The organism is Candidatus Kaelpia imicola, assembly GCA_030765505.1.
Taxonomy (GTDB): Bacteria; Omnitrophota; Gorgyraeia; order Kaelpiales; family Kaelpiaceae; genus Kaelpia; species Kaelpia imicola.
The window spans coordinates 1-23,506 of record JAVCCL010000004.1 but is presented as its reverse complement, the minus strand read 5'-3'; the positions used below and the strand labels follow the sequence as shown (position 1 = coordinate 23,506).

At 37.9% G+C, this 23,506-nt stretch carries 23 protein-coding genes and 1 pseudogene; all 24 read right to left on the bottom strand.

Translation table 11 applies throughout. The annotated features are described in order from the left end of the window. Window positions 1-2: 2 nt before the first annotated feature. On the bottom strand, window positions 3-1,061 hold the full coding sequence (locus P9L98_00605) for a rod shape-determining protein (GenBank protein ID MDP8215811.1): 1,059 nt from the start codon (window positions 1,059-1,061) through the stop codon (window positions 3-5). Between the two features lie 82 nt (window positions 1,062-1,143). Continuing rightward, window positions 1,144-2,460 (bottom strand): 3-phosphoshikimate 1-carboxyvinyltransferase, encoded by a 1,317-nt coding sequence (gene aroA / locus P9L98_00600; GenBank protein ID MDP8215810.1) that lies wholly within the window; start codon window positions 2,458-2,460, stop codon window positions 1,144-1,146. Window positions 2,461-2,477: 17 nt separating this feature from the next. After that, window positions 2,478-3,218 (bottom strand): hypothetical protein, encoded by a 741-nt coding sequence (locus P9L98_00595; GenBank protein MDP8215809.1) that lies wholly within the window; start codon window positions 3,216-3,218, stop codon window positions 2,478-2,480. A gap of 1 nt (window position 3,219) precedes the next feature. After that, on the bottom strand, window positions 3,220-4,206 hold the full coding sequence (locus tag P9L98_00590; protein ID MDP8215808.1) for an RluA family pseudouridine synthase: 987 nt from the start codon (window positions 4,204-4,206) through the stop codon (window positions 3,220-3,222). After that, window positions 4,184-4,639, bottom strand: a complete 456-nt coding sequence (gene lspA, locus P9L98_00585) for a signal peptidase II (GenBank protein ID MDP8215807.1) — start codon at window positions 4,637-4,639, stop codon at window positions 4,184-4,186. The genes P9L98_00590 and lspA overlap by 23 nt, the downstream gene beginning before the upstream one ends. Then, a complete protein-coding gene (locus P9L98_00580) occupies window positions 4,636-5,037 on the bottom strand; it encodes a TraR/DksA family transcriptional regulator (protein ID MDP8215806.1) in 402 nt (133 codons plus the stop codon). The genes lspA and P9L98_00580 overlap by 4 nt, the downstream gene beginning before the upstream one ends. Then, window positions 5,034-7,856, bottom strand: coding sequence for an isoleucine--tRNA ligase (ileS, locus tag P9L98_00575; protein MDP8215805.1), 2,823 nt, complete (start codon window positions 7,854-7,856; stop codon window positions 5,034-5,036). The genes P9L98_00580 and ileS overlap by 4 nt, the downstream gene beginning before the upstream one ends. Beyond that, window positions 7,853-8,677: a purine-nucleoside phosphorylase gene (locus tag P9L98_00570; GenBank protein ID MDP8215804.1), complete on the bottom strand. Its 825-nt coding sequence runs from the start codon at window positions 8,675-8,677 to the stop codon at window positions 7,853-7,855. The genes ileS and P9L98_00570 overlap by 4 nt, the downstream gene beginning before the upstream one ends. 14 nt (window positions 8,678-8,691) lie before the next feature. Further along, window positions 8,692-9,003: a YggT family protein gene (locus P9L98_00565; protein MDP8215803.1), complete on the bottom strand. Its 312-nt coding sequence runs from the start codon at window positions 9,001-9,003 to the stop codon at window positions 8,692-8,694. Next, entirely contained in the window at window positions 9,003-9,788 is a 786-nt protein-coding gene (proC, locus tag P9L98_00560; GenBank protein MDP8215802.1) for a pyrroline-5-carboxylate reductase, read from the bottom strand. Before proC ends, P9L98_00565 begins: the two co-directional genes overlap by 1 nt. Next, the gene (locus tag P9L98_00555) at window positions 9,785-10,462 is read right to left on the bottom strand and encodes a YggS family pyridoxal phosphate-dependent enzyme (protein ID MDP8215801.1); all 678 of its coding nucleotides are present in this window, start codon (window positions 10,460-10,462) and stop codon (window positions 9,785-9,787) included. The genes proC and P9L98_00555 overlap by 4 nt, the downstream gene beginning before the upstream one ends. Before the next feature lie 33 nt (window positions 10,463-10,495). After that, the gene (gene pabB, locus P9L98_00550; GenBank protein ID MDP8215800.1) at window positions 10,496-12,337 is read right to left on the bottom strand and encodes an aminodeoxychorismate synthase component I; all 1,842 of its coding nucleotides are present in this window, start codon (window positions 12,335-12,337) and stop codon (window positions 10,496-10,498) included. 3 nt (window positions 12,338-12,340) lie between these two features. Next, the gene (gene tyrS / locus P9L98_00545) at window positions 12,341-13,543 is read right to left on the bottom strand and encodes a tyrosine--tRNA ligase (protein ID MDP8215799.1); all 1,203 of its coding nucleotides are present in this window, start codon (window positions 13,541-13,543) and stop codon (window positions 12,341-12,343) included. Beyond that, the gene (locus tag P9L98_00540) at window positions 13,524-15,386 is read right to left on the bottom strand and encodes a 30S ribosomal protein S1 (GenBank protein ID MDP8215798.1); all 1,863 of its coding nucleotides are present in this window, start codon (window positions 15,384-15,386) and stop codon (window positions 13,524-13,526) included. The genes tyrS and P9L98_00540 overlap by 20 nt, the downstream gene beginning before the upstream one ends. Window positions 15,387-15,396: 10 nt before the next feature. After that, a complete protein-coding gene (ispH, locus tag P9L98_00535; protein ID MDP8215797.1) occupies window positions 15,397-16,251 on the bottom strand; it encodes a 4-hydroxy-3-methylbut-2-enyl diphosphate reductase in 855 nt (284 codons plus the stop codon). After that, the gene (locus tag P9L98_00530) at window positions 16,248-16,835 is read right to left on the bottom strand and encodes a lysophospholipid acyltransferase family protein (protein ID MDP8215796.1); all 588 of its coding nucleotides are present in this window, start codon (window positions 16,833-16,835) and stop codon (window positions 16,248-16,250) included. Before P9L98_00530 ends, ispH begins: the two co-directional genes overlap by 4 nt. Next, window positions 16,825-17,499, bottom strand: a complete 675-nt coding sequence (gene cmk / locus P9L98_00525) for a (d)CMP kinase (GenBank protein MDP8215795.1) — start codon at window positions 17,497-17,499, stop codon at window positions 16,825-16,827. The genes P9L98_00530 and cmk overlap by 11 nt, the downstream gene beginning before the upstream one ends. Then, window positions 17,496-18,335, bottom strand: a complete 840-nt coding sequence (locus P9L98_00520) for a prephenate dehydrogenase/arogenate dehydrogenase family protein (GenBank protein ID MDP8215794.1) — start codon at window positions 18,333-18,335, stop codon at window positions 17,496-17,498. The genes cmk and P9L98_00520 overlap by 4 nt, the downstream gene beginning before the upstream one ends. Next, window positions 18,332-19,345, bottom strand: a pseudogene (gene aroF, locus P9L98_00515) (3-deoxy-7-phosphoheptulonate synthase). The gene P9L98_00520 and the pseudogene aroF overlap by 4 nt, the downstream one beginning before the upstream one ends. Beyond that, window positions 19,342-20,448, bottom strand: a complete 1,107-nt coding sequence (gene hisC / locus P9L98_00510; protein ID MDP8215793.1) for a histidinol-phosphate transaminase — start codon at window positions 20,446-20,448, stop codon at window positions 19,342-19,344. The pseudogene aroF and the gene hisC overlap by 4 nt, the downstream one beginning before the upstream one ends. 13 nt (window positions 20,449-20,461) lie before the next feature. Continuing rightward, window positions 20,462-21,523 carry a prephenate dehydratase gene (pheA, locus tag P9L98_00505; GenBank protein ID MDP8215792.1) on the bottom strand — a complete coding sequence of 354 codons (1,062 nt, stop codon included), beginning with the start codon at window positions 21,521-21,523 and terminating at the stop codon, window positions 20,462-20,464. After that, complete coding sequence (scpB, locus tag P9L98_00500) at window positions 21,504-22,055, bottom strand: SMC-Scp complex subunit ScpB (GenBank protein ID MDP8215791.1); 552 nt, start codon at window positions 22,053-22,055, stop codon at window positions 21,504-21,506. Before scpB ends, pheA begins: the two co-directional genes overlap by 20 nt. Then, the gene (locus tag P9L98_00495; protein MDP8215790.1) at window positions 22,045-22,800 is read right to left on the bottom strand and encodes a segregation/condensation protein A; all 756 of its coding nucleotides are present in this window, start codon (window positions 22,798-22,800) and stop codon (window positions 22,045-22,047) included. The genes scpB and P9L98_00495 overlap by 11 nt, the downstream gene beginning before the upstream one ends. After that, on the bottom strand, window positions 22,797-23,506 hold a 710-nt coding region (gene trpS, locus P9L98_00490), incomplete at its 5' end, for a tryptophan--tRNA ligase (protein MDP8215789.1). The genes P9L98_00495 and trpS, both read right to left, overlap by 4 nt.

Sequence of the window (23,506 nt, the reverse complement as noted above, 5' to 3'; positions counted from 1 at the left end):
TTCTAAGATTCTAATTTGGGCTGGACTGTAACTCTTTTTAAATATTTTAATTCACTCAATACCTTGCCAGTACCCAGCGCAACGGCGGTTAAAGGATCATCTGCGACATGAACAGGAAGGCCAGTCTCCTCAGTTATCAAAAGATCCAAACCTCTAAGAAGTGCACCTCCTCCGGCTAAAACAATTCCAATCTCTATTAAATCCGCAGAGAGCTCGGGGGGAGTCCTCTCAAGGGTAAATCTGGTTACCTCCAGTATCTGAGTAATAGGCTCAGCCATAGCCTCTCTTACCTCTTCGGAAGTTATAGGTACCGCCTTAGGAAGACCCGTGACTATATCACGGCCCTTAACCTCCATTGTCAACTCTTCTTCTAAAGGATAGGCGGAACCGATCTTTATTTTAATGTCTTCGGCTGTCCTCTCTCCAATTATAAGGTTGTAAGTCTTTTTCATATGCTGGGTTATAGCTTCGTCCATCTCATCCCCGCCTATTCTAATACTCTTTGACAGCACCAGTCCGGCTAAAGATATCACCGCTATCTCGGTAGTACCTCCACCTACATCTATCACCATATTACCTACAGGTTCATATATCGGTAACCCTACCCCTATTGCAGCAGCAACGGGCTCCTCTATGAGGTAGACATCTCTGGCACCTGCATGAAGAGCTGAATCCTTGACAGCTCTCTTTTCGACTTCGGTAATTCCAGACGGTATAGCTATTACAACGCGGGGTTTTAGTAAAAACTTTTTCTTGTTTACCTTGGTTATAAAATATCTCAACATCTGTTCAGCCACTTCAAAATCAGTTATCACGCCATCTTGAAGAGGTCTAATAGCAACTATATTACCAGGCGTCTTGCCAAGCATTCTTTTGGCTTCTTCTCCAACGGCTAAAACACGATTCTGACTCCTCTCTATTGCAACAACTGAAGGCTCACATAAAATAATTCCTTCACCTTTAACATAGACAAGAGTAGTCGCGGTACCTAAATCTATACCGATATCAGAAGAGAGAGACGAGGCTATACCCTCATAAAGAGAGCTTAGATTTTTCCACATTTTTAATAAGTCCATCTTTGCCATAATAAACTGATATATTTTATCAATTTGCTCTATTTAAGTCAAACTGCAAATAATATATCTACACAATTTCAATACAATTATCTAAGATACTGTTTAAGTCTTTAATAAAACCAGGATAGGATATAGCTATGGAGTCCAGACAATCTATAATAGACTCTCCTTCGGCTAAAATGGCAGCTATAACATTGACCATGGCAGTTCTATGATCAGAGAAGCTCAATAAGCCAGCCTTATTAAGACCTTCCACTCCCTTTATCAAAACATCCTCGCCTAGAACCTTTATCCTAGCCCCCATCTTTGTTAAATTTGTTACTATAGAGTTTATTCGATCCGTCTCTTTTACCCTCAACTCCGAAACACTCTCTATATAGCTATCCCCTTCTGCAAGAGAAGCAACAAGAAAGAGAAGAGGCAGCTCATCTATAAGAGATGGAATCTCTTCTTTAGATACATAAACCCCTTTTAACCTGGAGGTTGATACACTTATATCGGCAGAAGGCTCAGCTATAGCAGACTCTCTCTCTCCGAGAGTAAGATCAATATCTATATTAGCCCCCATCCTCTTCAAGACATCTATAAAACCACAGCGAGTAGGATTTACTCCCACGTTCTTAAGCAGCAATTTTGAATCAGGACTTAATAGCGCAAGCGTAATAAAAAATGCCGCAGAAGATATGTCGGCTGGAACAGAGAAGTCAAGCACATTGAGACTATCCGTTTTCTCTATCTTTACCTCTAAATCATTAGACGATATGTTTGCGCCAAAAGATAGAAGCATCCTCTCTGTATGGTCTCGGGATTTATACTTCTGGTGAATTATGGTCGAAGATTCCGCATATAGACCCGCTATCAGGATAGCCGATTTAACCTGAGCACTAGAGATAGGCATAATATAATCTATACCTTTTAGTTTTGAACCTATGACTTCTATTGGAAGAAAATTGGCACCATCATTACCTCTAAAGCTAGCTCCCATCATAGAGAGAGGTTCTGTAACCCGTTTCATCGGACGCAGAGATAATGATTCATCGCCTCCGATCGTTGCGTTGAAATCCTGAGCACTCAGAAGTCCCAAAATAAGCCTTGCAGTAGTCCCGGAGTTACCAAGATAAAGATCCTGATCGGGCTTTTTTAATCCTTCGAGTCCAACCCCTGATATGCTAATCTCCTTCTTCTTAACAGATATATCCAAACCCAAACTGCGAAAAACAGCTATCGTGCTAAGCAAGTCCTGAGAAAACAAAAAATTACTTATCTTTACTCTATTATTGGATAGAGCAGAAAAGAATATACCTCGATGTGATATCGACTTGTCTGGCGGAGGAGTAAGCACTGAATCAAAAGAAATAGACTCTCTTTTCTTCTTAATTTTCATATCGGACTATAAAAAGATTATTCTTCCGGGAATATCTCTATATTCATTCCTTCGGTTATACTCTCTCTACCCTCTAAGATATCCAACACAGACATAGATTCGTAAACTCTGTCCGGCTTAAGTCTTCCTTTTAATTGACCCTTGATATTAAATTCGTATAGAGAGTCTATCTCCACGCCGTCCTTGGTTCCTCTATTTAGTACGATAAAACCGTACTCTTTATTGAAAGCCATAATCTCTGCTTTTATTTGAGTAACCTTACCCTCCGGTAGAGGTTCAGCCTCTAGAGAATCTTCGTCTACCGTAATATTCTCAAGCTGCACGTTGTCATCTTCTGTCATAGGCTCTCTTTCTGCTGATTTTGAAATCTCATCTTTTAACTTTATCTGGTACTTTTCTAACTTAGCATCCTGTTCCTCAAGCCTCCTGAGAAGCACCTCTCTCTCCTGCGACAATACAATGATTTCCGACTTAGCTCCATCTAAATCAGTTACCATCTTACCTGCTTCATTCAAGAGCTCCTCATTCTTAACCATTCCTTTCTCAAGCTCCTGAGTTATCTTTTGATAATCATCTTTTATCCTACCCAGCTCTTCTCTTATCTTCTCTCTATCCTTTAGCGTCGAATCCAACTCAACCTCCATATTTTTTCTCAACCTTATCTCGCTCTCTTTCTCCTGATAAAGAAAAAAGTAACCTGCACCGATACCAGCTACTATAGTGAAGACAAGTATAAAAACCAGAATTTTCTTAAACATATCACACCTCCTGAATAATATTATCTAAGATAAGATTATAATTTGCTATCCCTAATTTAGAAAGCAAATTTTTAAAATCATCCGCTAATAAAGCTTTGAAACTCATTTGAATATTTTTCACAGGGTGGAAAAACTTTATATGATAAGCATGCAGAGCCTGACGGCCGATCAAATCTGAACCCCTACCGTATTTAGAATCTCCAACAAGAGGATGACCATAATGTTTCATATGTACTCGCAATTGATGCGTTCTCCCGGTCTTAGGAGAGAGGACAATAAAAGTGTAAAACTTCTGAGACTTAATAGTGAGTTTTAGGCTAACTCTTTGAATAACCCTAAAATAGGTCTCTGCTGATCTCCCCATAGAATCATCTATCTCCATAATCGTTCTTTTAATCCTCGACCTTCCAATAGGCCTCGAGATTAAACCTTCATCATATTCAACACTACCCTCAACTAAGGCAAGGTAATTTTTAATAATACCTTTATTTTTAAATTGAGCAGCTATATTGTTATGAGCCTCATTGTTCTTGGCAATAATCATAATACCAGAAGTATCCTTATCAAGTCTATGTACAATCCCGGGCTTTAAGGACCCATTGATACTTGAGAGCTTATTGAACTTAAAGAGTAATCCGTTAATTAGAGTATCAGAATCGGTCCCACTTAGCGGGTGAGTAATGATACCGGCAGGTTTATTGATAACCGCTATATCTTCATCTTCATATATAACAGAAATATCCATATTCCTAGGCTCTATATTCTTCTCCTTAAAATCCCTTTTTAAAATACTTATTCTGTCTCCCTCTTTAATAATATCTGAAGGTTTTACCGCATTACTACTATTGACTAAAACAGACTTCTGATAAATTATTTTTTTGATTTTCTCTCTAGAGATATTTTTAAACTCACCACAGAGAAACTGATCCAACCTGATATTAGAACCTTCGTACTGAAAAGAGTGGTTATTCTTTTCTAAATATGGCATCTTTCAGCATTAAGCATATTGCTACAGTTATATAGCTATCTGCAAGATTAAAGGTAGGAAAAAAAGTAAAGTTTAAATAGTCCACAACTCCTCCATAGATAAGTCTATCTATGAGATTAGAAGCTGCTCCGGCTATAATTAAAGCAAAACTTAGATAGAGAGTTTTGGTATTTAAACCAAATAAGAAATAGACTAAAAAAGAGATTAAGATAAAAGTATTTACCCATATAAATACCTGGGACAGATTATTTAAGATTCCAAACGCTATTCCAGGATTTACCAAGATTTTAATATTAAAAAACCCGGGCAGAAGATCGCAGATAACTTCGCCCTGGGGAAATATACTCAAATAGGTCTTTACTGCCTGATCTGCTACCAACAGAATGGCTATTAGAAAAAGATGGAGGCCCTTACCTTTGGGGCCATTTTTCATCTCTTTTCCCTTCTAACCCTCTTCTCCTCTTTAGTTTGGCATTCTAAACAGTTTTTGGCATATGGAATAGCATTTAAACGGCTTCTCTTTATGCTGTTTTCACAAAGCTCGCAGATACCGTACTCCCCAGAATCAATCCTGGATAGAGCCTCGTTTATAAGATAGACTAATTCTTGTTCATTGTTGGCCAAAGCATAAGAGAACTCTCTATCAAAGCTGTCTGTAGCCATGTCGGCCATATGATAGGTATAACTTGATATCTCTCCAGATACATCTTTCTGGGATTTATAGATGCTATCCTCAGTTAGATGTCTTATCTCTGAAGATACTTTCTTTTTTAAGTCCATTAAAATCTTTTTAAACTTTTCCAGCTCCTGCTTGTTAAACTTTTTATTCATAATATCTTCTCCAATACCATAGCGCAGCGAAGACAGACATCTTCATATCTTCTGTTTTCGCCAATATCGAAAGTATAATTCCAGCAACGCATACACTTCTTACCTTGACTCTTTTCAACAATAATATCTATCCTTTCAAAACCATCTATACTCTTGAAATTACTGTCTGCTTTATCAGCCTTAGATAACTCTACCTCTGAGACTATAAACAGTACAGCTAAAATAGCTTTATAATTATCTAAAAAGTTGTAGCTATTGTCCAGTAGAATTTTTAGCCTAACCTTAGCCTCAAGAGAGCTGCCTATTTCACCCAGCTCTCTCTTTCTCTCGATTGCCTTCATAACAATATCTCTTAAAATAAAGAGCTTGTTGAAATCTTTCAAAACTACCTCACTCTCTTGATTTAATACCATATCTTTAAAAGAGGTCAGATGTATACTCTCACATTTTGAATCGTCCTCGTCTTTAAGTTCTAAGTTTTCCCAGACATCCTCAGCTGTAAAAGGCAATATTGGAGCTATTAACCTCACCAGCATAGACAACAGACAGTAAATCATAGTCTGAGAAGATTTTCTCTTCTCATCTTGAGGATGAAAAGTATACATTCTGTCTTTAAGAACGTCTAAATAGATAGACGACAGCCTCTCATTCATAAAAAGATATATCTTTTTAAATACCTGATTAAACTTATAATTCTCATAAAGAGACTTAACTTCTTCATTAAGCACTATAGACTCTGCATATATCCATTTATCTATTAAATCCAGAGCTGAATATGAAACCTTATTCTTCTTGGGGTCATAATCATATATATTACTCAGAAGAAATCTAAAAGTATTTCTTATCTTTCTATAAGACTCTACAGTCTGTTTTATTATATCTTCTGAAATCCTTAGATCTTGAGTGAAATCCCGCGATATAGCCCAGAGTCTTAGAACGTCAGCGCCGTACCTCTTTATCACCTTAAGCGGAGATATTACATTGCCTAAAGATTTAGACATCTTTCTTCCTTCACCATCGACCACGAAACCATGCGTAAGAACAGCTTTATATGGAGGCTTCTCTTTTATGCTAACTCCGGTAATAAGAGAAGTCTGGAACCACCCTCTATGCTGATCGCTGCCTTCAAGATAGAGATCGGCAGGAAAGCTCAAATTATACCTATCTTTTAACACTGCCTGATGACTTATTCCCGACTCGAACCAAACATCTACGATATCGTTCTCCTTTTCAAAAAGATCAACATCCTTATTACCGCAATTATCACATTTAAAATCTGGGGGCAAAAATTTCTTATAACTCTCCTCAAACCATATATCAGCACCTCTCTTCTCTACCTCTTCTGCAACATTGAGAATAAAACCTTGATTTAAAACAGAGTTTTTGCAATTCATGCATCTAAGAGAGGGTATTGCAACACCCCAGTATCTTTGACGGGAGAGACACCAATCCGGACGTGTCTGAAGCATCCCCTTCATCCTCTGCAAGCCTGCCTCAGGAATCCATCTTACTTTATCGGTTGCTTCAAGCAGCTTAGCACGCAGATCAAACTTATCTATTGACATAAAAAGCTGTAATGTAGCCCTGAATATAACCGGAGAATTACATCTCCAACAATGAGGATAGGAATGCTCTATCTTCTCTTCTTTTAAAAGTGCACCTTTATTTTTAAGTATCTCTTTTACTTTTTCATTAGCATTCCAAACAAGTTGACCGGAAAACTCACCAACATCCTCAAATATACCCTTATCGTTTAAAGGCATGATCATATCAAGTCCTCTCTCTTTACTTAATAGATAATCCTCCATACCATGGCCTGGAGCTATATGGACAGACCCTGTACCCTCCTCCACGGATACAAAATCAGCCCCCACAACTTTAGATTCCCGCTCTATAAAGGGATGTTTTAAATTAACACCTTCAAGCTCCCTGCCTTTAGCAGTATGTATTACAGAGTCTATCTCTAAAGCAAGGCTCTCTTTTAAAAAAGGCAGCCTCTTAGAAGCGACAACCAGCAGCTCTTCTGTTTTTAGCTTTACAAAGCTATACTCCTTTTCATTACTGAGGGCCACGGCAACATTGGATATCAATGTCCAGGGAGTAGTGGTCCAAATTAAAAAATAAGACCGCTTCGGGAGATTCAGATCAACCGCTAATTCCGGACCATTATTGATCGCAAACTTTACATATATAGAGTCAGATAGACATTCCTCATATTCTACCTCAGCTTCGGCTAAAGCAGTTTCACACTCAATACACCAATTCACAGGCTTAACATCTTTATAGAGATAGCCTTGTTTTATAAGACCTGCCAAAGAACGCAGAGTAGCAGCTTCATAATCATGGCTCAAAGTAAGATAGGGAGTATCCCAATTAGCCATGCAGCCTAATCTCTGAAACTCTTTTTTCTGAATCTCCACATATTTAAGAGCATAATCTCTCGCTTTCTTGCGAAACTTAACAGATTCTATCTCAGATTTTTTTAACCCAAGATTTTTAATAAGCTGATGTTCTACAGGCAGACCATGGCAATCCCAGCCAGGTGTAAGATTAACAAGATGTCCAGTCATAGATTTAAATCTTAAAACTACATCTTTTAATGTTTTATTTAAGGCATGGCCAAGATGAATATTTCCGTTAGCATAAGGAGGCCCGTCATGAAGAATATAAGGAGTCTTATCTTTATTCTTTGATTTAATATTTTCGTATAAATTATTTTCTTTCCACTTTTCAATAAAACCAGGTTCTCTCTGAGGGAGATTTCCCCGCATGGGAAACTTAGTTCTGGGAAGATTTAAAGTCTCTTTATAATCCTTCATTTTAGCTTCGGTATTAGTTTGTACACAAGTTGGGCTAGTTTAGGCTCTGCTTTTGCAGCAATGCTGAGTATCTCTTTAAAGTCTACCGGTTTCAACGCATCAGGCAGACATAGATCTGTAATGCAGCTTATACCTAAAACCTTGAATCCGCAATGGACAGCTGCGATAACCTCAGGAACAGTAGACATACCTACACAGTCAGCCCCTATAGCTCTTAAGAAACGGTACTCTGCCCTTGTTTCTAGACTGGGACCTGTTAGGCCAACATAGACACCTTTATGTACTCTTATCTTCAAATCTAAAGCTAAGTCCATTGCCAGCTTTAACATCTCCTTATTATAGGGTTCGCACATATCCGGGAACCTCTCTCCAAGCTTATCATCGTTGGGACCAGTGAGAGGGTTTAGACCCATAAGGTTTATATGGTCATCTATCAGCATGAGATCACCTTTACTGAAGCAAGGGTTCATCCCGCCTGCAGCGTTAGAGATTATAAGGTGTTTCGCACCCAGAGCACGCATAACATATACCGGGTAGGAAATCTCATAGACAGAATAGCCTTCGTAGAGATGAAACCGCCCCCCCATAACCACGACATTCTTAATACCAACCTTCCCAAATATCAGCTCTCCCTTATGACCCTCTACTGTAGAAACAGGAAAGTGGGGAATATTAGTATAGTCTATGCTCTTACTATTCTTAATCTTCTTTCCAAAAGCAGACAGACCTGAGCCTAAAACAACCGCTACATCAGGTTTGATTTTAATACTCTTTTTGATAAAAGAGCTTGCCTCGCTGATCTTTCTTCTCAAATCTTTCACCCCAAACTCCTTTTTTAAATACTTCCTTTAAGATAGTAGCTTATCTCCAATAATGTTCTCACTAAAAATGATCTCAAAAACATTATTATAAAAAATGCAATAATCGGTGATATATCTATTCCAATACCAGCCCCAAAAGGCAGCATTCTTCTTATAGGAGAGAGAACAGGCTCTGTAACTTTATGCAGAAATTGAACTATTGGATTATAAGGGTCTGGATTAACCCAGGATATTAAAGCACGTACTAAGATCAGCCAATAGTATATCGTAAGCAGAACACCAAGAATCTCAGCCGCCGCCTTAATTAAATTAGCAAGTATAAACATTATTTCCCTAACTCCTTTGCCTTATTGATTGCTTTTTTAATTCCCTCTTTTATAATGCCTGACAGATCGCTCTGCTGCCAATAATCTAAACAAGCCTCTGTTGTTCCTCCGGGAGATTTGACCATTTCAATCAGCTCATCTGTTGAAATATCCAATCCTTTTAATACTTTTAAAACCCCTTCCAAGGTATCTAGAGCAATTTTAGAAGATATATCTTCAAGGCCTACTTCAGCCGCAGACTCCTCAATTGCTTTAAGAAAATAGGCAAAATAAGCAGGTCCGCTGCCGGATATAGCTGTAACAGCATCTATTAAATTCTCTTTTAATACTTCAACATCTCCTATGTTAGCAAATATCTTCTTAGCTAACTCAAGTTCTCTATTACTAACTTTTTCTGAATAAGCGAGAGCTGTAAAAGATTCTCCCACTAAGGCACCCATATTCGGCATAGCTCTAACCACCTTTTCTAAAGAACCTTCATTCTGTACAAAATTTATAGAGACTCCAGCTGCTATTGAGATAAAGAGCTTATCTCTCTTTAAAACACGGCCAATCTTATTCAAAAGCTCTTTTAAATCTTGAGGTTTAACCGCCAGTATAATAGCGGAAGATGAATCTATGAGCTGCTCGATGTCAAGATATTTCAATCTTCTGTATTTATCCGTTATTTCTTTGCATCGCTTACCATCAGACTCGTTAAAATATACTCTATAACCCTTTGAGTTCATTAATCCTTTAGCTATAGCCTCACCCATCTTCCCTAAACCAATAATTCCAACATTCATTCTCTCTCTCCAAAGATTACTCTGCCCAATCTTATAAAATCAGCTCCCTCTTCAATTGCAATCTCAAAGTCATCACTCATACCCATTGAAAGATGGAGTTTTCTATTCAACTTTTTACTCATATCATCCCTTATAATTCTAAGCTTTCTGAAAGACTCCCTGATTACATCCTTATCATCTGTAAAAGGAGCGATGGTCATAAAACCCATTAAATCTAACTGTTTAAACTCTACTACTCTATTGACAAAAGCTTCTATGTTATCTTCGCTAACACCAAACTTCGTCTCTTCTCCGGAAGTATTTACTTCTATAAATACTTTTTGATATTTATTCTTAATTCTGGAACACCTATCTATCTCTTCAGCCAGCTTTATACTATCCAAAGAGTGTATATATTCAAAAATATCGACAGCATATTTTACCTTATTGGTCTGGAGATGTCCAACCATATGCCAGCAGAGATTGAGACTTTTCAAGTCATCCAGTTTACTTCTTGCTTCCTGAATACGATTCTCTCCAATATCTGAAATCCCTAAAGAAGAAGCCTCTCTTATCTTCTCTACCTCTACATTCTTCGTTACAGCAACTAACCTAATAGAATCAGAAACTCTATTACTATTTAGAGATGTTTTTTCTATTTTCTCTCTTATTAAATTAAGATTTTTTGAAATCATTGTTACTAATTCTACCTAAGCGATATAGCTCTGTCAAACTATACCATTTACTATCATTAAACCTCTAAGAGAATTAGCTATGTATACCTTATCTGCCAAGTAAAGATCGTCTCTGTGAAGGATCTTCTCTTTTGTGCTACCCTTAACCAACAGATGCTCTCTTAAAATTCCCGGCAACAAACCGCATCTTACAGGAGGCGTATAAAGTTGGCCATCCAGAAGGAGAAATATATTACTGATAGCCCCTTCAGTAATCTGACCTTTGATATTTGTATAGATAATATCAAAAAAGCCCTCTTTAAGAGCCTTCCTCCTCTCCTTATCATAAATATCCCGTTGAGTAGTCTTATGATATAAATAAATATTCTCAGGGTCTATCTTGGTAGAACTAATCTTAATCTTAATAAAAGAATTAAGATCTTCCAATATGCTGAATTCTGTTTTAATATTGCCTTCCATATCAAGAGTTAATCTCACTCTATATTTATTCTCTTTAAATTCCCTCTCAAGCTCAGATAATCTCTTTTTTAAGATTCTGACATCTAGAGGAATCTGAAAATATACCGCTGAATTGAATATCCTATCTATATGCCTTTCAATAAGATAATACCCTTTGCCTCTATCCCAACGCATAGTCTCTATCAAATTAAAACTAGAAAAATCTTTTCTTAAAAAATCCGCTTTAAGAATAGCCTCTCTATATTCAGCCCTATCTAAAGAGTCATATACAATGCCGCCTCCAACACCCATCTCAGCCTTATTTTTATCCAATAGAATAGTTCTTATCGCTACATTGAAACATGCTTCTCTATTTGGCGAAATATAACCAATTGAACCTGTATATATATTACGCGGCTCCTTCTCCAGTTCTTTTATTATCTTCATCGTACTTATCTTGGGAGCTCCGGTAACAGAACCCGACGGAAATAGAGATTTAAACAGCTGTATATAGTCGCTATTCTTTTTTAAAGTTCCTGTCACAGTAGATGTCATCTGATATAAAGTACGGTATCTTTCAACCTGAAATAAATTTTCAACCTTAACGCTTCCCGTACAAGAAACTCTGCCTAGATCATTTCTTAATAAGTCAACTATCATGAGATTTTCAGAACGGTTTTTAATATCTTGAGCTAACCAGTTCTCTCTATCTCTATCCTCTAAATTTGAGAAACCTCGAGAAATAGTACCTTTCATTGGTTTAGTCAAAATCTTATCTTTAGACATCTTAAAAAAGAGTTCCGGTGAAAGAGATATGATATTGTTCTCGCCGGTATTAATAAAAGCGCTGTATGATGTTGGCTGACTCCTGCGTAAATTAAGATATAGACCTAAAACACTTCCCCTGAAATCAAATTTATACTTAAAAGTATAATTCACCTGATAGGTCCGGCCTTCTTCGATATATTTTTTTACCTTGGCAATAGAACTATCATACTCTTTCTCTTTGATGCTTGGCTTAAACCCTACCATTTTATAACTTAAATCTGCAGGGGAATCAGAGAGTAATGATTTATCTTTATAGCTGTGATCAATAATTATAGGCTCACTGCTAACACCCAGCCATATAAGAGGAAAGGCAGTCTTTGATTTATACAACCCCTTTAATGATTCTTCAAAAAAATACCCTGCCTCATATGAGAAAAAACCGCAGAGCCAGAAACCTTTTGTTAAAAAATCTTCAACTTTTGCAAAAAAATCATCCAGGTTATCTTCTGGATTAAAAACCAAGAAATCCTCAAAATTATTAAAAAGAAAAGACCTTTGATTGTCAGAATCAGAAGATACGCTTTCAAGAAATACAAAAGGATTATCAATTACAGGATTGATTAGAGATATTACTCTTTTTTCAGTAAAAGGAAAATTTTGGGAATACAAGATTTAATCTTTAAAAATTATTTTTCTAAACCTATGCTTCCCTACCTTAAGAATATACTCGCCCCGCTCTACTATCTGAAAACCTTTATCCTCTACTTTGATAGAATCCAGAGTCACGGCACCCTGTTTTATCAAGCGCCTAGCATCAGAATTGCTCACAGCACAACCGCTATCTACTATCAAATCTACTATCCATGTTTCGGTATCAACTTTATACTCCTCAATCTCTTCAGGAATCTCTCTATTAGAAAAAACTTTGATAAAATTATCCCTTTGATCTCTCGCTTTATTCTTACCGTAGAATATTGCAACAATCTCTCTAGCCAACATAAGTTTGGCATCACGTGCAGCATATCTGTTTAAATTTTCCAAATCCAGCATGGTGAGCAGCTCTGCATATCTTGAAATAAGGCTATCGGGTATAGACATAACTTTACCAAAGATATCTTTGGCCGAATCTTCCAAAGCAATATAGTTATCCAGACTTTTAGACATCTTCTGTACTCCATCCGTACCCTCCAATATAGGCAGAGTAATTATAACCTGGGGGCTCTGCCCATAATTCCGCTGAAGCTCACGCCCAACAAGAAGATTAAACTTCTGATCTCTTCCGCCTATCTCTATGTCAGCCTCCAAAACAACAGAGTCATAACCCTGAATCAAAGGATAGAGAAACTCTGTTAAGGATATCGGCTTACCCTCCTTATAGCGCAACATAAAATCATCTCTCTCGAGAATTCTAGCAATCGTATAGTGAGAGCTAAGCTTTAAGACATCTTCAAAGCTCATCTTTTCAAGCCATTTTGAATTTAAGACAACCTTAGTCTCCATGAGGTCAAGAACTTTAAATATCTGTCTCTTGTAAGTTTTGGCATTCCGCTTGGCCTCTTCTTTGGTTAATTGAGGCCGAATCTCTCTCTGCCCACTTGGATCACCTATCCGAGCTGTAAAATCGCCTATTAAAAAATAGATTCTATGGCCTAAATCCTGAAAATCTTTGAGTTTTTTAAGAAGCACCATATGACCTAAATGTAAATCGGGTGCACTGGGATCAAATCCTGCTTTAATATTTAAAGGCTTATTGGAGCTGTATGAAGCCTCTATCTTTTTAAGAAGATCTTTTTCTGTAATCAGCTCATCTAAACCCCTTTTGATTATCTTTAACTGCTCATCAGGGGCAATCTTGTTATTCATCTCTTTTTTCATCAGAAGCCTCTTCTGCTTCCTCCTGAATCTCTCCTTGATTAGAATCTTCTTCTGGTTCCTCTTTAACCTCTCCCTCTCCAGAAGATTCTTCTAGTTTCTCCTCAACTTCTTCAGAAACCTCTTCTGCTTCCTCTTCAAACTGAATAAATTCAGAATCGTCAACTCTTACATCTTCTTCGGGAACTTCCTTAGAGCTAACTTTTAAATCATCTTCAGCCTCTAAAACCTCATTTGAATTTAAAGGTTCATCACTATCTTTTAAAGTTAATCTTATCTGCTTCTTATCTTTATCAATAGATAAAACAACAACCTCTACTCTGTCTTGCGGATTGAACCCGTCTTGTAAAGTATCTGATTTTTTACCTACCTCTGAAATGTGAAGCAAACCTTCTAAATCTTCCTCGAGTTGTACAAAAACTCCGAAAGGAAATATGCTCGTAACTTCACCCTCGAGAACGGTACCAGGCCTATACTTCTCCTCTATCTGAGGCCAGGGATCAGGCTTAAGCTGTTTCAACCCCAGGATAAGTTGCCTAAAAGCATTATTGATACCTATTATCTTTAACTCCAACTTCTGCCCCTTCTTTAAAATCTCATAAGCATGGTTTATGCGCCTGGTCCAAGATAGATCATTTTTAGAGATAAAGCCGTCAATACCATCTTCTATCTCTACGAAAGCTCCATCTTCATTAAAACCAGTGACTTTACCGTTGAGAGTAGAATCAAGAGTATATTTAGATTCTATCTCTTCCCAGGGATCCTGCTCTAGCTGTTTTATGCCCAGAGTTATCCTTCTTCTACTTAAGTCAACAGAGAGAACTATCGCCTCTATTATATCCCCTATAACAAACATCTCATGAGCATCTCTTATCTTCTTTGTCCAAGAGAGATCAGAGACGTGAATAAAACCTTCAATTCCGGGTTCAAGTTCGACAAAAGCACCGTAAGGAAGAATGTTTATTATCTTCCCTTTAATCTGAGAACTTAAAGAATATTTCTTCTCTACCTCTTCCCATGGATCAGCACTTAGTTGTTTAAGACCTAACGAGACACGCTGATGCTCATCATCGATATCTAAGATCTTAACTTTAACTTTATCACCCACCGCCAAAAGTTCTGAAGGATGGTTAATTCTTCCCCAGCTCATATCTGATATATGGAGCAAACCATCAACCACATCTATCTCTATAAAGGCTCCATAGTCGGTTATATTTTTAACTATACCCTCAACAATATCACCAGCATTTATCTTACTCAACAACTCTTCCTTCTTCTGTCCCATCTCAGCCATTAAATATTCCTTACGGGAGATGACCACATTTTTTCTCTTAATGTTAATAGATACAATCTTACAATCGATTATCTTTCCTATCATAGCATCCAATTCCGGAATACCTTTGATATCTACGAGAGATGCTGGAAGAAAAGCCTCTACACCGATATCTACAATCAGTCCACCTTTTACTTTTTTAACCACTCTACCTTTAACAGCATCGCCTTCCTTATAATCCTTGTTTATCTTCTCCCAGCCAAGAATCTTATCAGCCCGTCTCTTGGAAAGTACAACCAAACCTTCTTCGTTCTCTAAGCTAGATACATAGACCTCAACCTCTTTACCGATATCAATCTCAGATGAATCCAGAAACTCATCCTTAGGAAGAATACCCTCTGCCTTATAATGTAGATCCAAGAGCACGATATTATTTTTAACATGTATAATTGTACCTTTTACAATAGAACCTTCTTTAAGCTGTTGGAAGCTCTCTTCATATAACCTGTCAAGGTTATCTTTAAAATCTTCCTCTCCGCTGCCAATATCAATCTTCTCTTTTCCTTCTGTCATGCTATTCACCTCATTTATATAGATTTTTGATTCTCTCTGTAACAGAATTTAAAAAATTATAAGGAGTTGAAGCACCAGTTACAATAGCAATATCGCCAGACTCACTTATTTCAACTTCAGGAAGTTCATTTAAGTCAGAAACCAAAAAGCTCCTGCTGCACCTCTCTTTTGCTATAGAGAACAGATTAGCTGTATTGGCACTCTGCTTACTCCCTAACACTAAAACCAGATCTACTCTGTCCGCTAAAGAGTCAAGCTCTTTCTGTCTGGTCTTTATATCAGAACATATTGTATTATAAAAATTGGATTTTGGCAAACCTCTTTTAAAAAGCTGTTTATAGAGACCTATCAACTGTTTTTCGTCCTTAGTCGACTGACTTATAAGAATAGAGTTATCTAAAGCTGTATTTTCGCTGACATCTTCTATGATAGCTACAACGTTTACTTTCCCATCGCAATAGTCCATTAAGGATTGAACTTCGTGATGAAGCTTATCTCCAAATATTATCGTATTACAACCATCTCTACTAAATTTTTGGCAGAGACTCTGTATCTTCTTAACAATAGTACAGGTCGCATCTACAATAGCAATATCGTGGTTCTTCAAGAAATCATAAACCTCTTTTTTTGCCCCGTGACTTCTTATGACCACCGCAGAATTAAAGAGATCTCTACCTTTAAGCTCAGAGAGATCTTTAATAACAATAAGCCCTTCTTTTTTTAAGCAGGAGACTACTGTCTCATTATGAATCAACTCTCCCAAGCAATATACCGACTTATAACTTCTCAATGCATCCTGAACTAAATCTATGGCTCTCTTTACTCCTGCACAAAAACCGCAAGGCTTAACAATCTCTATATTCATAACCTCTTTATTCTCTCCATTAGACTATCTGACATACTACCTAAATCCTCTCCTTCTAAATCAGAGAACTCTAAAGGCTTTCCAAAAACAACCTTAACCGGATAAGGACGAACTGTAGTGCTATTAACACCCCAGGCCTTATCTGTTCCAGATATCCTCGAAGGCACTATAAGAGCTCCTGTTGTTTTCGCAAGCCAGACCGCTCCAGACTCTCCTTTGCCTATCTCACCATTCTTAGACCTGCTGCCTTCGGGAAATACCACAAGAGCCCTGCCTTCTCTTAGAAGCCTGAGAGCCTGTCTGATAGTACTCTTAGATAGAGCCTCTCTTTTAATAGGAAATGCACCTACGCTTGATATTAACTTTGAAAAAAGCCCCAAGCAGAACAACTCCTCTTTAGCCACAAAAGCTAGTACACGCCTTGAAGCTGCACCTAACAAGATGGGATCCAAAAAGCTTGCATGATTACTGGCTATTATAACAGCTCCTCCTGTAGGAATATTATTCTTACCCTCAATACACAACAAGAACAACACTTTAGAAATAAGAAGACTTATTAGGCTTAAGAATCTATTAAGAACCATCCCTCTCTCCAAGATAAGAGAGTATCTTATCAACAACCTCATCTATAGAGATCCCTGTTGTATCTATAGCTGTTGCATCTTCTGCTTTCATTAGAGGTCCATGAAGTCTATTCTTATCACTGATATCTCTCTTAGAGAGATCCATACTCACATCATCCCTGGATATATTCAGACCCTTTGCCTGCATCTCTCTATATCTTCTTTCTACCCTAATATCGAAATCAGCATCGATATAAAATTTATACTTTGCATCAGGAAAGACTACTGTCCCAATATCCCGTCCTTCTACAACCGCCCCGCCCTTAGCCAGCTCCCGTTGTTTTGAAACCATGATACCTCTAACCTCAGAAACCTCTGAAACCCTTGATATATTCTCATTGACTAAGGGGAGTCTTATTGCATCCGATATATCTTCTCCTTTGAGGTAGACGCTCGACTTTCCATTCTGATAGGAGATATTTAAATCTATACCTTCTGCTACAGATAGAATGGCATTATTGTTGGAAAAATCGATATTAGCTTTAAGAGAAGCCCAGGTAAGAGCCCTGTACATTGCTCCCGTATCAAGATAGTTAAGACCTAACCTTTTGGCAACTAATTTTGCAACAGTACTTTTACCAGAACCGGCAGGACCATCTATTGTGATTACCTCTTTGGCTTTCACCCAAGCTGCCTTCTTTTACTAGCTGCATCAGCTATAGAAGATTGGAGTTCTTTTTCAAAACCCTTCTCTATAAAATTTTTATACTTAAGCAACTTCTTAATGTAATTATCTATATCTTTAACGATGTTTTTCCTGTTAGATAAAAAGATATCGCTCCAAATCTTACTATCAGAAGCTGCTATTCGTGTTGCATCATGAAAACCGCTAGAAGCAAATTTCAAATCCTCTTTAGTTACGCTTTCCAGCAACAAGTACATCAAAAGATGCGGGAGATGGCTTACTTTAGAGAGTATCTTATCGTGAGTCTCGGGATTAAGAATAACTATCTTGGCTCCTACACTTTTCCAAAATAATTTTAGTTTTCCGAGAACTGCAATTGAAGTCTTTTTTGTAGGAGTCAGGATTACAACTCTATCTTTAAAAAGCTCCGGATCTGCATATTCTACTCCTCTTTTTTCTGATCCGGCAATAGGATGAACACCAAGATAATTCTCAGGATAGAGCCTGGTAAGCTCAGCTACTATCTCTCTCTTAGTACTCCCGGCATCCATTATAAGAGCTTCGTCTAAAAGAGAACCTTTAATCGCTTTTCCAATACCCATTATGCTATAAACAGGTGTTGTCAATATAATCAAATCTGAGCCTGAAACAGCTTGGTCTAAATCTCTATAGTAACTGTCTAGCATCTTAAGTCTTTTCGCTCTCTTTAACGAACTCTCTCTCCTGAAATAACCTACAACCTCTTTAGCAATTCCGCTCTTCTTTATGGCTCCGGCTAATGAACCTCCTATAAGACCGACTCCGATTATGACTACTCTATTAAATTTCCTGCTCATATCTCTCTGCCCACAGCCTTGGCAACTGAACCAATAAGATCCATCATCTCAGAATATTTTTCCGGAAGCAATGACTGCTCTCCATCAGAGAAAGCATCTTCAGGGCTAGTATGAACTTCGACTATTAATCCGTCAGCTCCAGCCGCAATCGCAGCTGCTGCTGCAGGAGCCACTAAATTCCATTTACCTGTACCATGAGAAGGATCGACTATAACCGGAAGATGTGATTTCTGTTTTATAACCGAGATAGCATTGATATCCAAGGTAAACCTTGTTGCAGTCTCAAAAGTTCTAATGCCCCGCTCACAGAGCATAACCTGAAAATTGCCTCCTGAGAGTATATACTAAGCCGCCATCAAAAACTCTTTTACAGTCGCGCTTATACCTCTCTTCAGGAGAACAGGTTTTCTAGACTGTCCAACCTCCTTAAGTAATGTAAAATTCTGCATATTTCTAGCACCAACCTGAATAATATCCGTATATTTCTCAAGAAGCGCCAGGTCTCTGGGATCCATAATCTCTGTGACAACAGCCATATCAAGATTGTCGGCAATCTCTCTTAACATCTTTAAGCCCTCCTCCCCTAGTCCCTGAAAACTATAAGGAGACGTTCTGGGTTTAAAAGCCCCGCCTCTTAAAATCTGAGCACCTAATCTCTTGGTATGTTCAGCAGTGCTCTTTAACTGTTCATAACTCTCTATTGAACAAGGACCGGCCATATTTATTATCTTTTTACCTCCAATACAGATGCCTTTTATATCTATCACAGTATTCTCAGACTTGAACTCTCTGGACACAAGCTTATATGGTGCCAGAATCGGGATAACCTTCTCGACGCCCGGAAATGCTTCCAATGGCTGGCTACGCAAAACATCCTCTTCGCCTATAACTCCTACAATAGACCTCTCTACACCTCTTGATATCATCGGCGTCAGGCCCCAGGATTTAATCTTCTCTGTTAGATGATCAATCTCCTCTTTGGTGATATCCGGTTTAAGAACAATAATCATTTTTTAATCTCCTTTTTTATAAATTCCTCTAAAAGCCTAACAAGCTTTCTGTTCTCGACTTTGAGCCCAACACTCACCCTTATATATCTATTGAGACCCCAGGCAGACATATCTCTTATTATAACTCCATCTCTTAGGAGATAACCTGATAGATCCTGAGCCCTCTCTCCAATCTCAACAATTATGCAATTAGTATAAGATTTGACATAATTCAAGCCCAAACGCTCAAACTCTTTGAAAAGATATTCTCTATTTTCCTTGGTCAACTTAACAACTTTTTTAACAAAATCTCTATCGTCTAAAGCGGCCAATGCTCCAGCCTGAGCCAAAGAGTTAACGTTGAAAGGATCTCTAACCTTATTCATATATTCAACTATTCTTTTATCCGCTATACCGTAACCTATTCTTAGACCGGCCAAACCGTAAACTTTAGAAAAAGTCCTGGTCATAATAACTGGCTTATCTTCGATATACCTAAATAGATCCGGATAGTCATCCATCTGCATGAACTCATAATAAGCTTCGTCGTGAAAAAGGATAATACTATCAGGTAATCTATCTATAAATTTTTCCAGCTCATCTTTTGCAATATAAGTTCCGCAAGGATTGTCAGGGTTTGCAATAAAGATTATCTTCGTTTTATCTGTTACAGCACCTAAGATGGCATCTAAATCATATTTAAAATTCCTCATAGGAACTATCCTTAGATTTGCCCCTTCTATTATAGAGTAGAACTCATACATCAAAAATGTAGGTTTAGAGACTATGACTTCATCTCCGGGATTCAAAAAAGTCCTTAGTGCTAAAGCTATTAGTTCATCGGAACCATTGCCTACTATAAAATTATCCGGTTCAAGGTTATAAATCTCAGCCAATCGTTTTTTAAGATAGAAGCAGCCTGATTCAGGGTAGCGATTTATACCTGCTGAGACTCTCTTTATAGCAGCTATAGCTTGAGGCGAAGGCCCCAGAGGGTTTTCATTTGAAGCTAATTTATAAACCTTTTTAAGTCCAAGCTCTCTTTTTACTTCAGCTATAGGTTTGCCAGGTTTATAAGGCCTAGCCTCTCTTGTTGCATTTTTTATCAGCTTCTCAACATCCATATCAACATATCTCTTAAGCTCTTGGATAAGAACCTAATATCTTCAGGCTAAAAGTTACATCAGAAAGTTCAGCCAAGGCCTTAGCTACTTTAGCATCTTTGCAATGTCCTTCTAAATCAACAAAGAAATAATAGTCCCAGGCTCTCTTCTTCGAAGGACGGGACTCTATCTTTGTCAGGTTAATACCATGCCTCTTAAAAGGAAGAAGCATTGCATGTAAGGCTCCGATCTTATCTTTAACAGAAAAGACTACGGATGTTCTATCTCTACCCGTAGGCTGGGCCAGAGTCTCCCCTATAACTAAAAACCTTGTTACATTACAAGGAGCATCTTCAATTGAAGATGCAATCATATTTAAACCATAAATATCCTTGGCCATTTTACTGGCTATACACCCAGACCCTTTCTCTCCTGCCGCTATCTGAGCAGCTCTGGCAGTAGAAGAGACCTCAGCAATATCAATTCCATGAGCATTGCTCTCTAACCACTTCCTACATTGGCCGAAGACTTCAGACTTGGAATATATCTTCTTTAGCTCTTTAACACTTTTTGACTTTGACAGAAGATAATGGGTTATCTTTAGATATATCTCAGAGCAGATACTTAATTCTGAGTCAATAAACATATCCAGGGTATGATTTACAGCACCTTCAAACGAATTCTCGATTGGGACAACTCCAAAATCTGCATTGCCTTTCTCTACTTCATTAAAAATATCAGTTATTACGCTACACTCTATATATCTAACTGAAAAACCAAATTTTTTGAGAGCGGCCAGTTGTGTGAAGGTGGCTTTAGGACCTAAGAAGGCTACGGTTATCTCTTTTTCAATCGCCAGAGAAGAAGACATTACCTCGCGATATATGTGCTCAAGATACTCTCCAGGTATCGGCCCCTTGTTATAGCTTTTAATTTTCTTATAAACTTCTCTCTCTCTTTCAGGAACATAGATACTCTTATTATTCTTCCTTTTAATTTTGCCGATGTCCGTTATTAACCTTGCTCTCCTGTTAAGAAGATTGACTATTTTTTTGTCTAGATCGTCAATCTTTTTTCTAATCTCGATTATCTTCATTCTCTTCTTGCTCCATTTCTACAAATTTATCTAAATCGGGCAGCTCCTCCAAAGAGTTTAACCCAAAATACTCCAAGAACCTTTTAGTAGTTGCGTACATTAGCGGCCTACCGATAACACTCTTCCTGCCGATAATTTTAACCAAACCTTTCTCAAGTAGTTTCCTCATAACCCCATCAACATCAACCCCTCTAATCTGCTCCATCTCTGGTTTTGTAATAGGCTGCTTATAAGCAACTATTGCAAGAGTTTCAAGCGCTGCTTTAGAGAGTCCTCCCTTACGTCCACCTTGAAAAAATTTTCTAAGCCAACGAGCATAGATAGGGTCTGTTACAAGCTGATACCCCCCTGCAACCTCACGAATTCTGAAACTATGTTTTAACTCATACTCTCTCTTTAACTCTTCTATATTTGACTTAATCTCCGATCTGTCGGCTTCCATGACGGCTTTTATCTGTTCTATCGAGAGCGGCTTATCAGCAACAAAGAGAAGTGCCTCAATTACACTTTTTGTTTCGGCTTTATTTTCCATCGCTATCTAAGACCGGTAGTGGTTTAAATATCTTGATCTCTCCAAAAAGACCAATCTGCCTTATTATAATCTTTTTCAATCTTATCAGCTCCAATAATGATAGAAAGAAAACTACTGCCTCAATCCTGCTTCTTATCCTACCCCAGATATTATTGAAATAGATAACCCCTTTTTGATCCAAGAGAGAGATTACAAACTCCATCTTCTCTTCTACTGTATGCTCTTCATCCAAAACAACTTTGAAATCCTCCTTAGGTATGTTCTTAAGAGTCTCTGTAAAGGCAGATATTAGATCAAATATGCTGGCTTCAAAACCTTCGTAAGGGGGATCTTCGCTCTGCGTTAAATCAATATCTGACCGAGATAGGTATCTTTTAAAAACCTCACTCCCTTCTTCCTCTTTATCTTTAAGCAGACCTGCCGCCTCTTTAAATTTCTTATACTCCATCAATCGATTAACAAGCTCCTCTCTCGGGTCATCGTCGGGTATCTCTTCATCCAAGACCACCTCTTCTTGGGGCAATAACATTCGTGATTTTATATATAACAGCGTCGCGGCCATAACAAGAAAATCACCAACAATATCAAGGTCTAAATCCTGCATCAGCTTAAGATACTCCAAGTACTGCTTTGTTATTTCGGCAATAGGTATATCATAGATACTTACTTCGTTTTTTTTAATCAAATAGAGCAATAGATCCAACGGACCTTCAAAAATCTTAAGTCTTACCTTGTAATCGTTCATAGACCTATAGCCTCTCTAACCTCAGAAATCGTCTTCTGAGCAACTTGTTTAGCTTTCTTAGCTCCCTCTTTAAGCAGTTTTTTGAGGTAGCTCACATCGAAGTCTATAGCCTCTCTTTTTTTCTGAAACGGTTTAAGGTAATTGATGAGCAGTTCTGCGAGCCTCTCTTTGTCTCTAACGCATCCTATCTTAGCCTCTCTGCATTCTCTGCCAATATCGGCAACCTTATCAGGAGAGAACAGCTCATAATATTTATAAACATTACAGACTTCGGGTCTTCCCGGATCTTGGCGTTTTATTCTTTGAGGATCTGTAAACATTCCTCTGACTTTCTCTTTTATAACATCACTCTTATCAGCTAAAGCAATGGAATTACTGTAACTTTTGGACATCTTACGCCCATCTAAACCCAAAAGCTTCGAACTCTTTGTAAGTAAAGCTTCTGGTTCAGGAAAAATATTCTTACCGAATAGATAATGGAACCTTCTCACCAGCTCTCTCGTTAATTCTAAATGCGGCAGCTGATCTTCGCCTACAGGAACTCTCTCTGCTTTATAAAGCAAGATATCAGCAGCTTGAAGCACGGGATATCCAAGAAAACCATGCGTACTAAGATCTTTCTCCTTTAATTCGCTTATCTGCTCTTTATAGGTAGGACATCTCTGAAGCCAGCCTAATGGAGTTATAATAGAAAATATCAGATTTA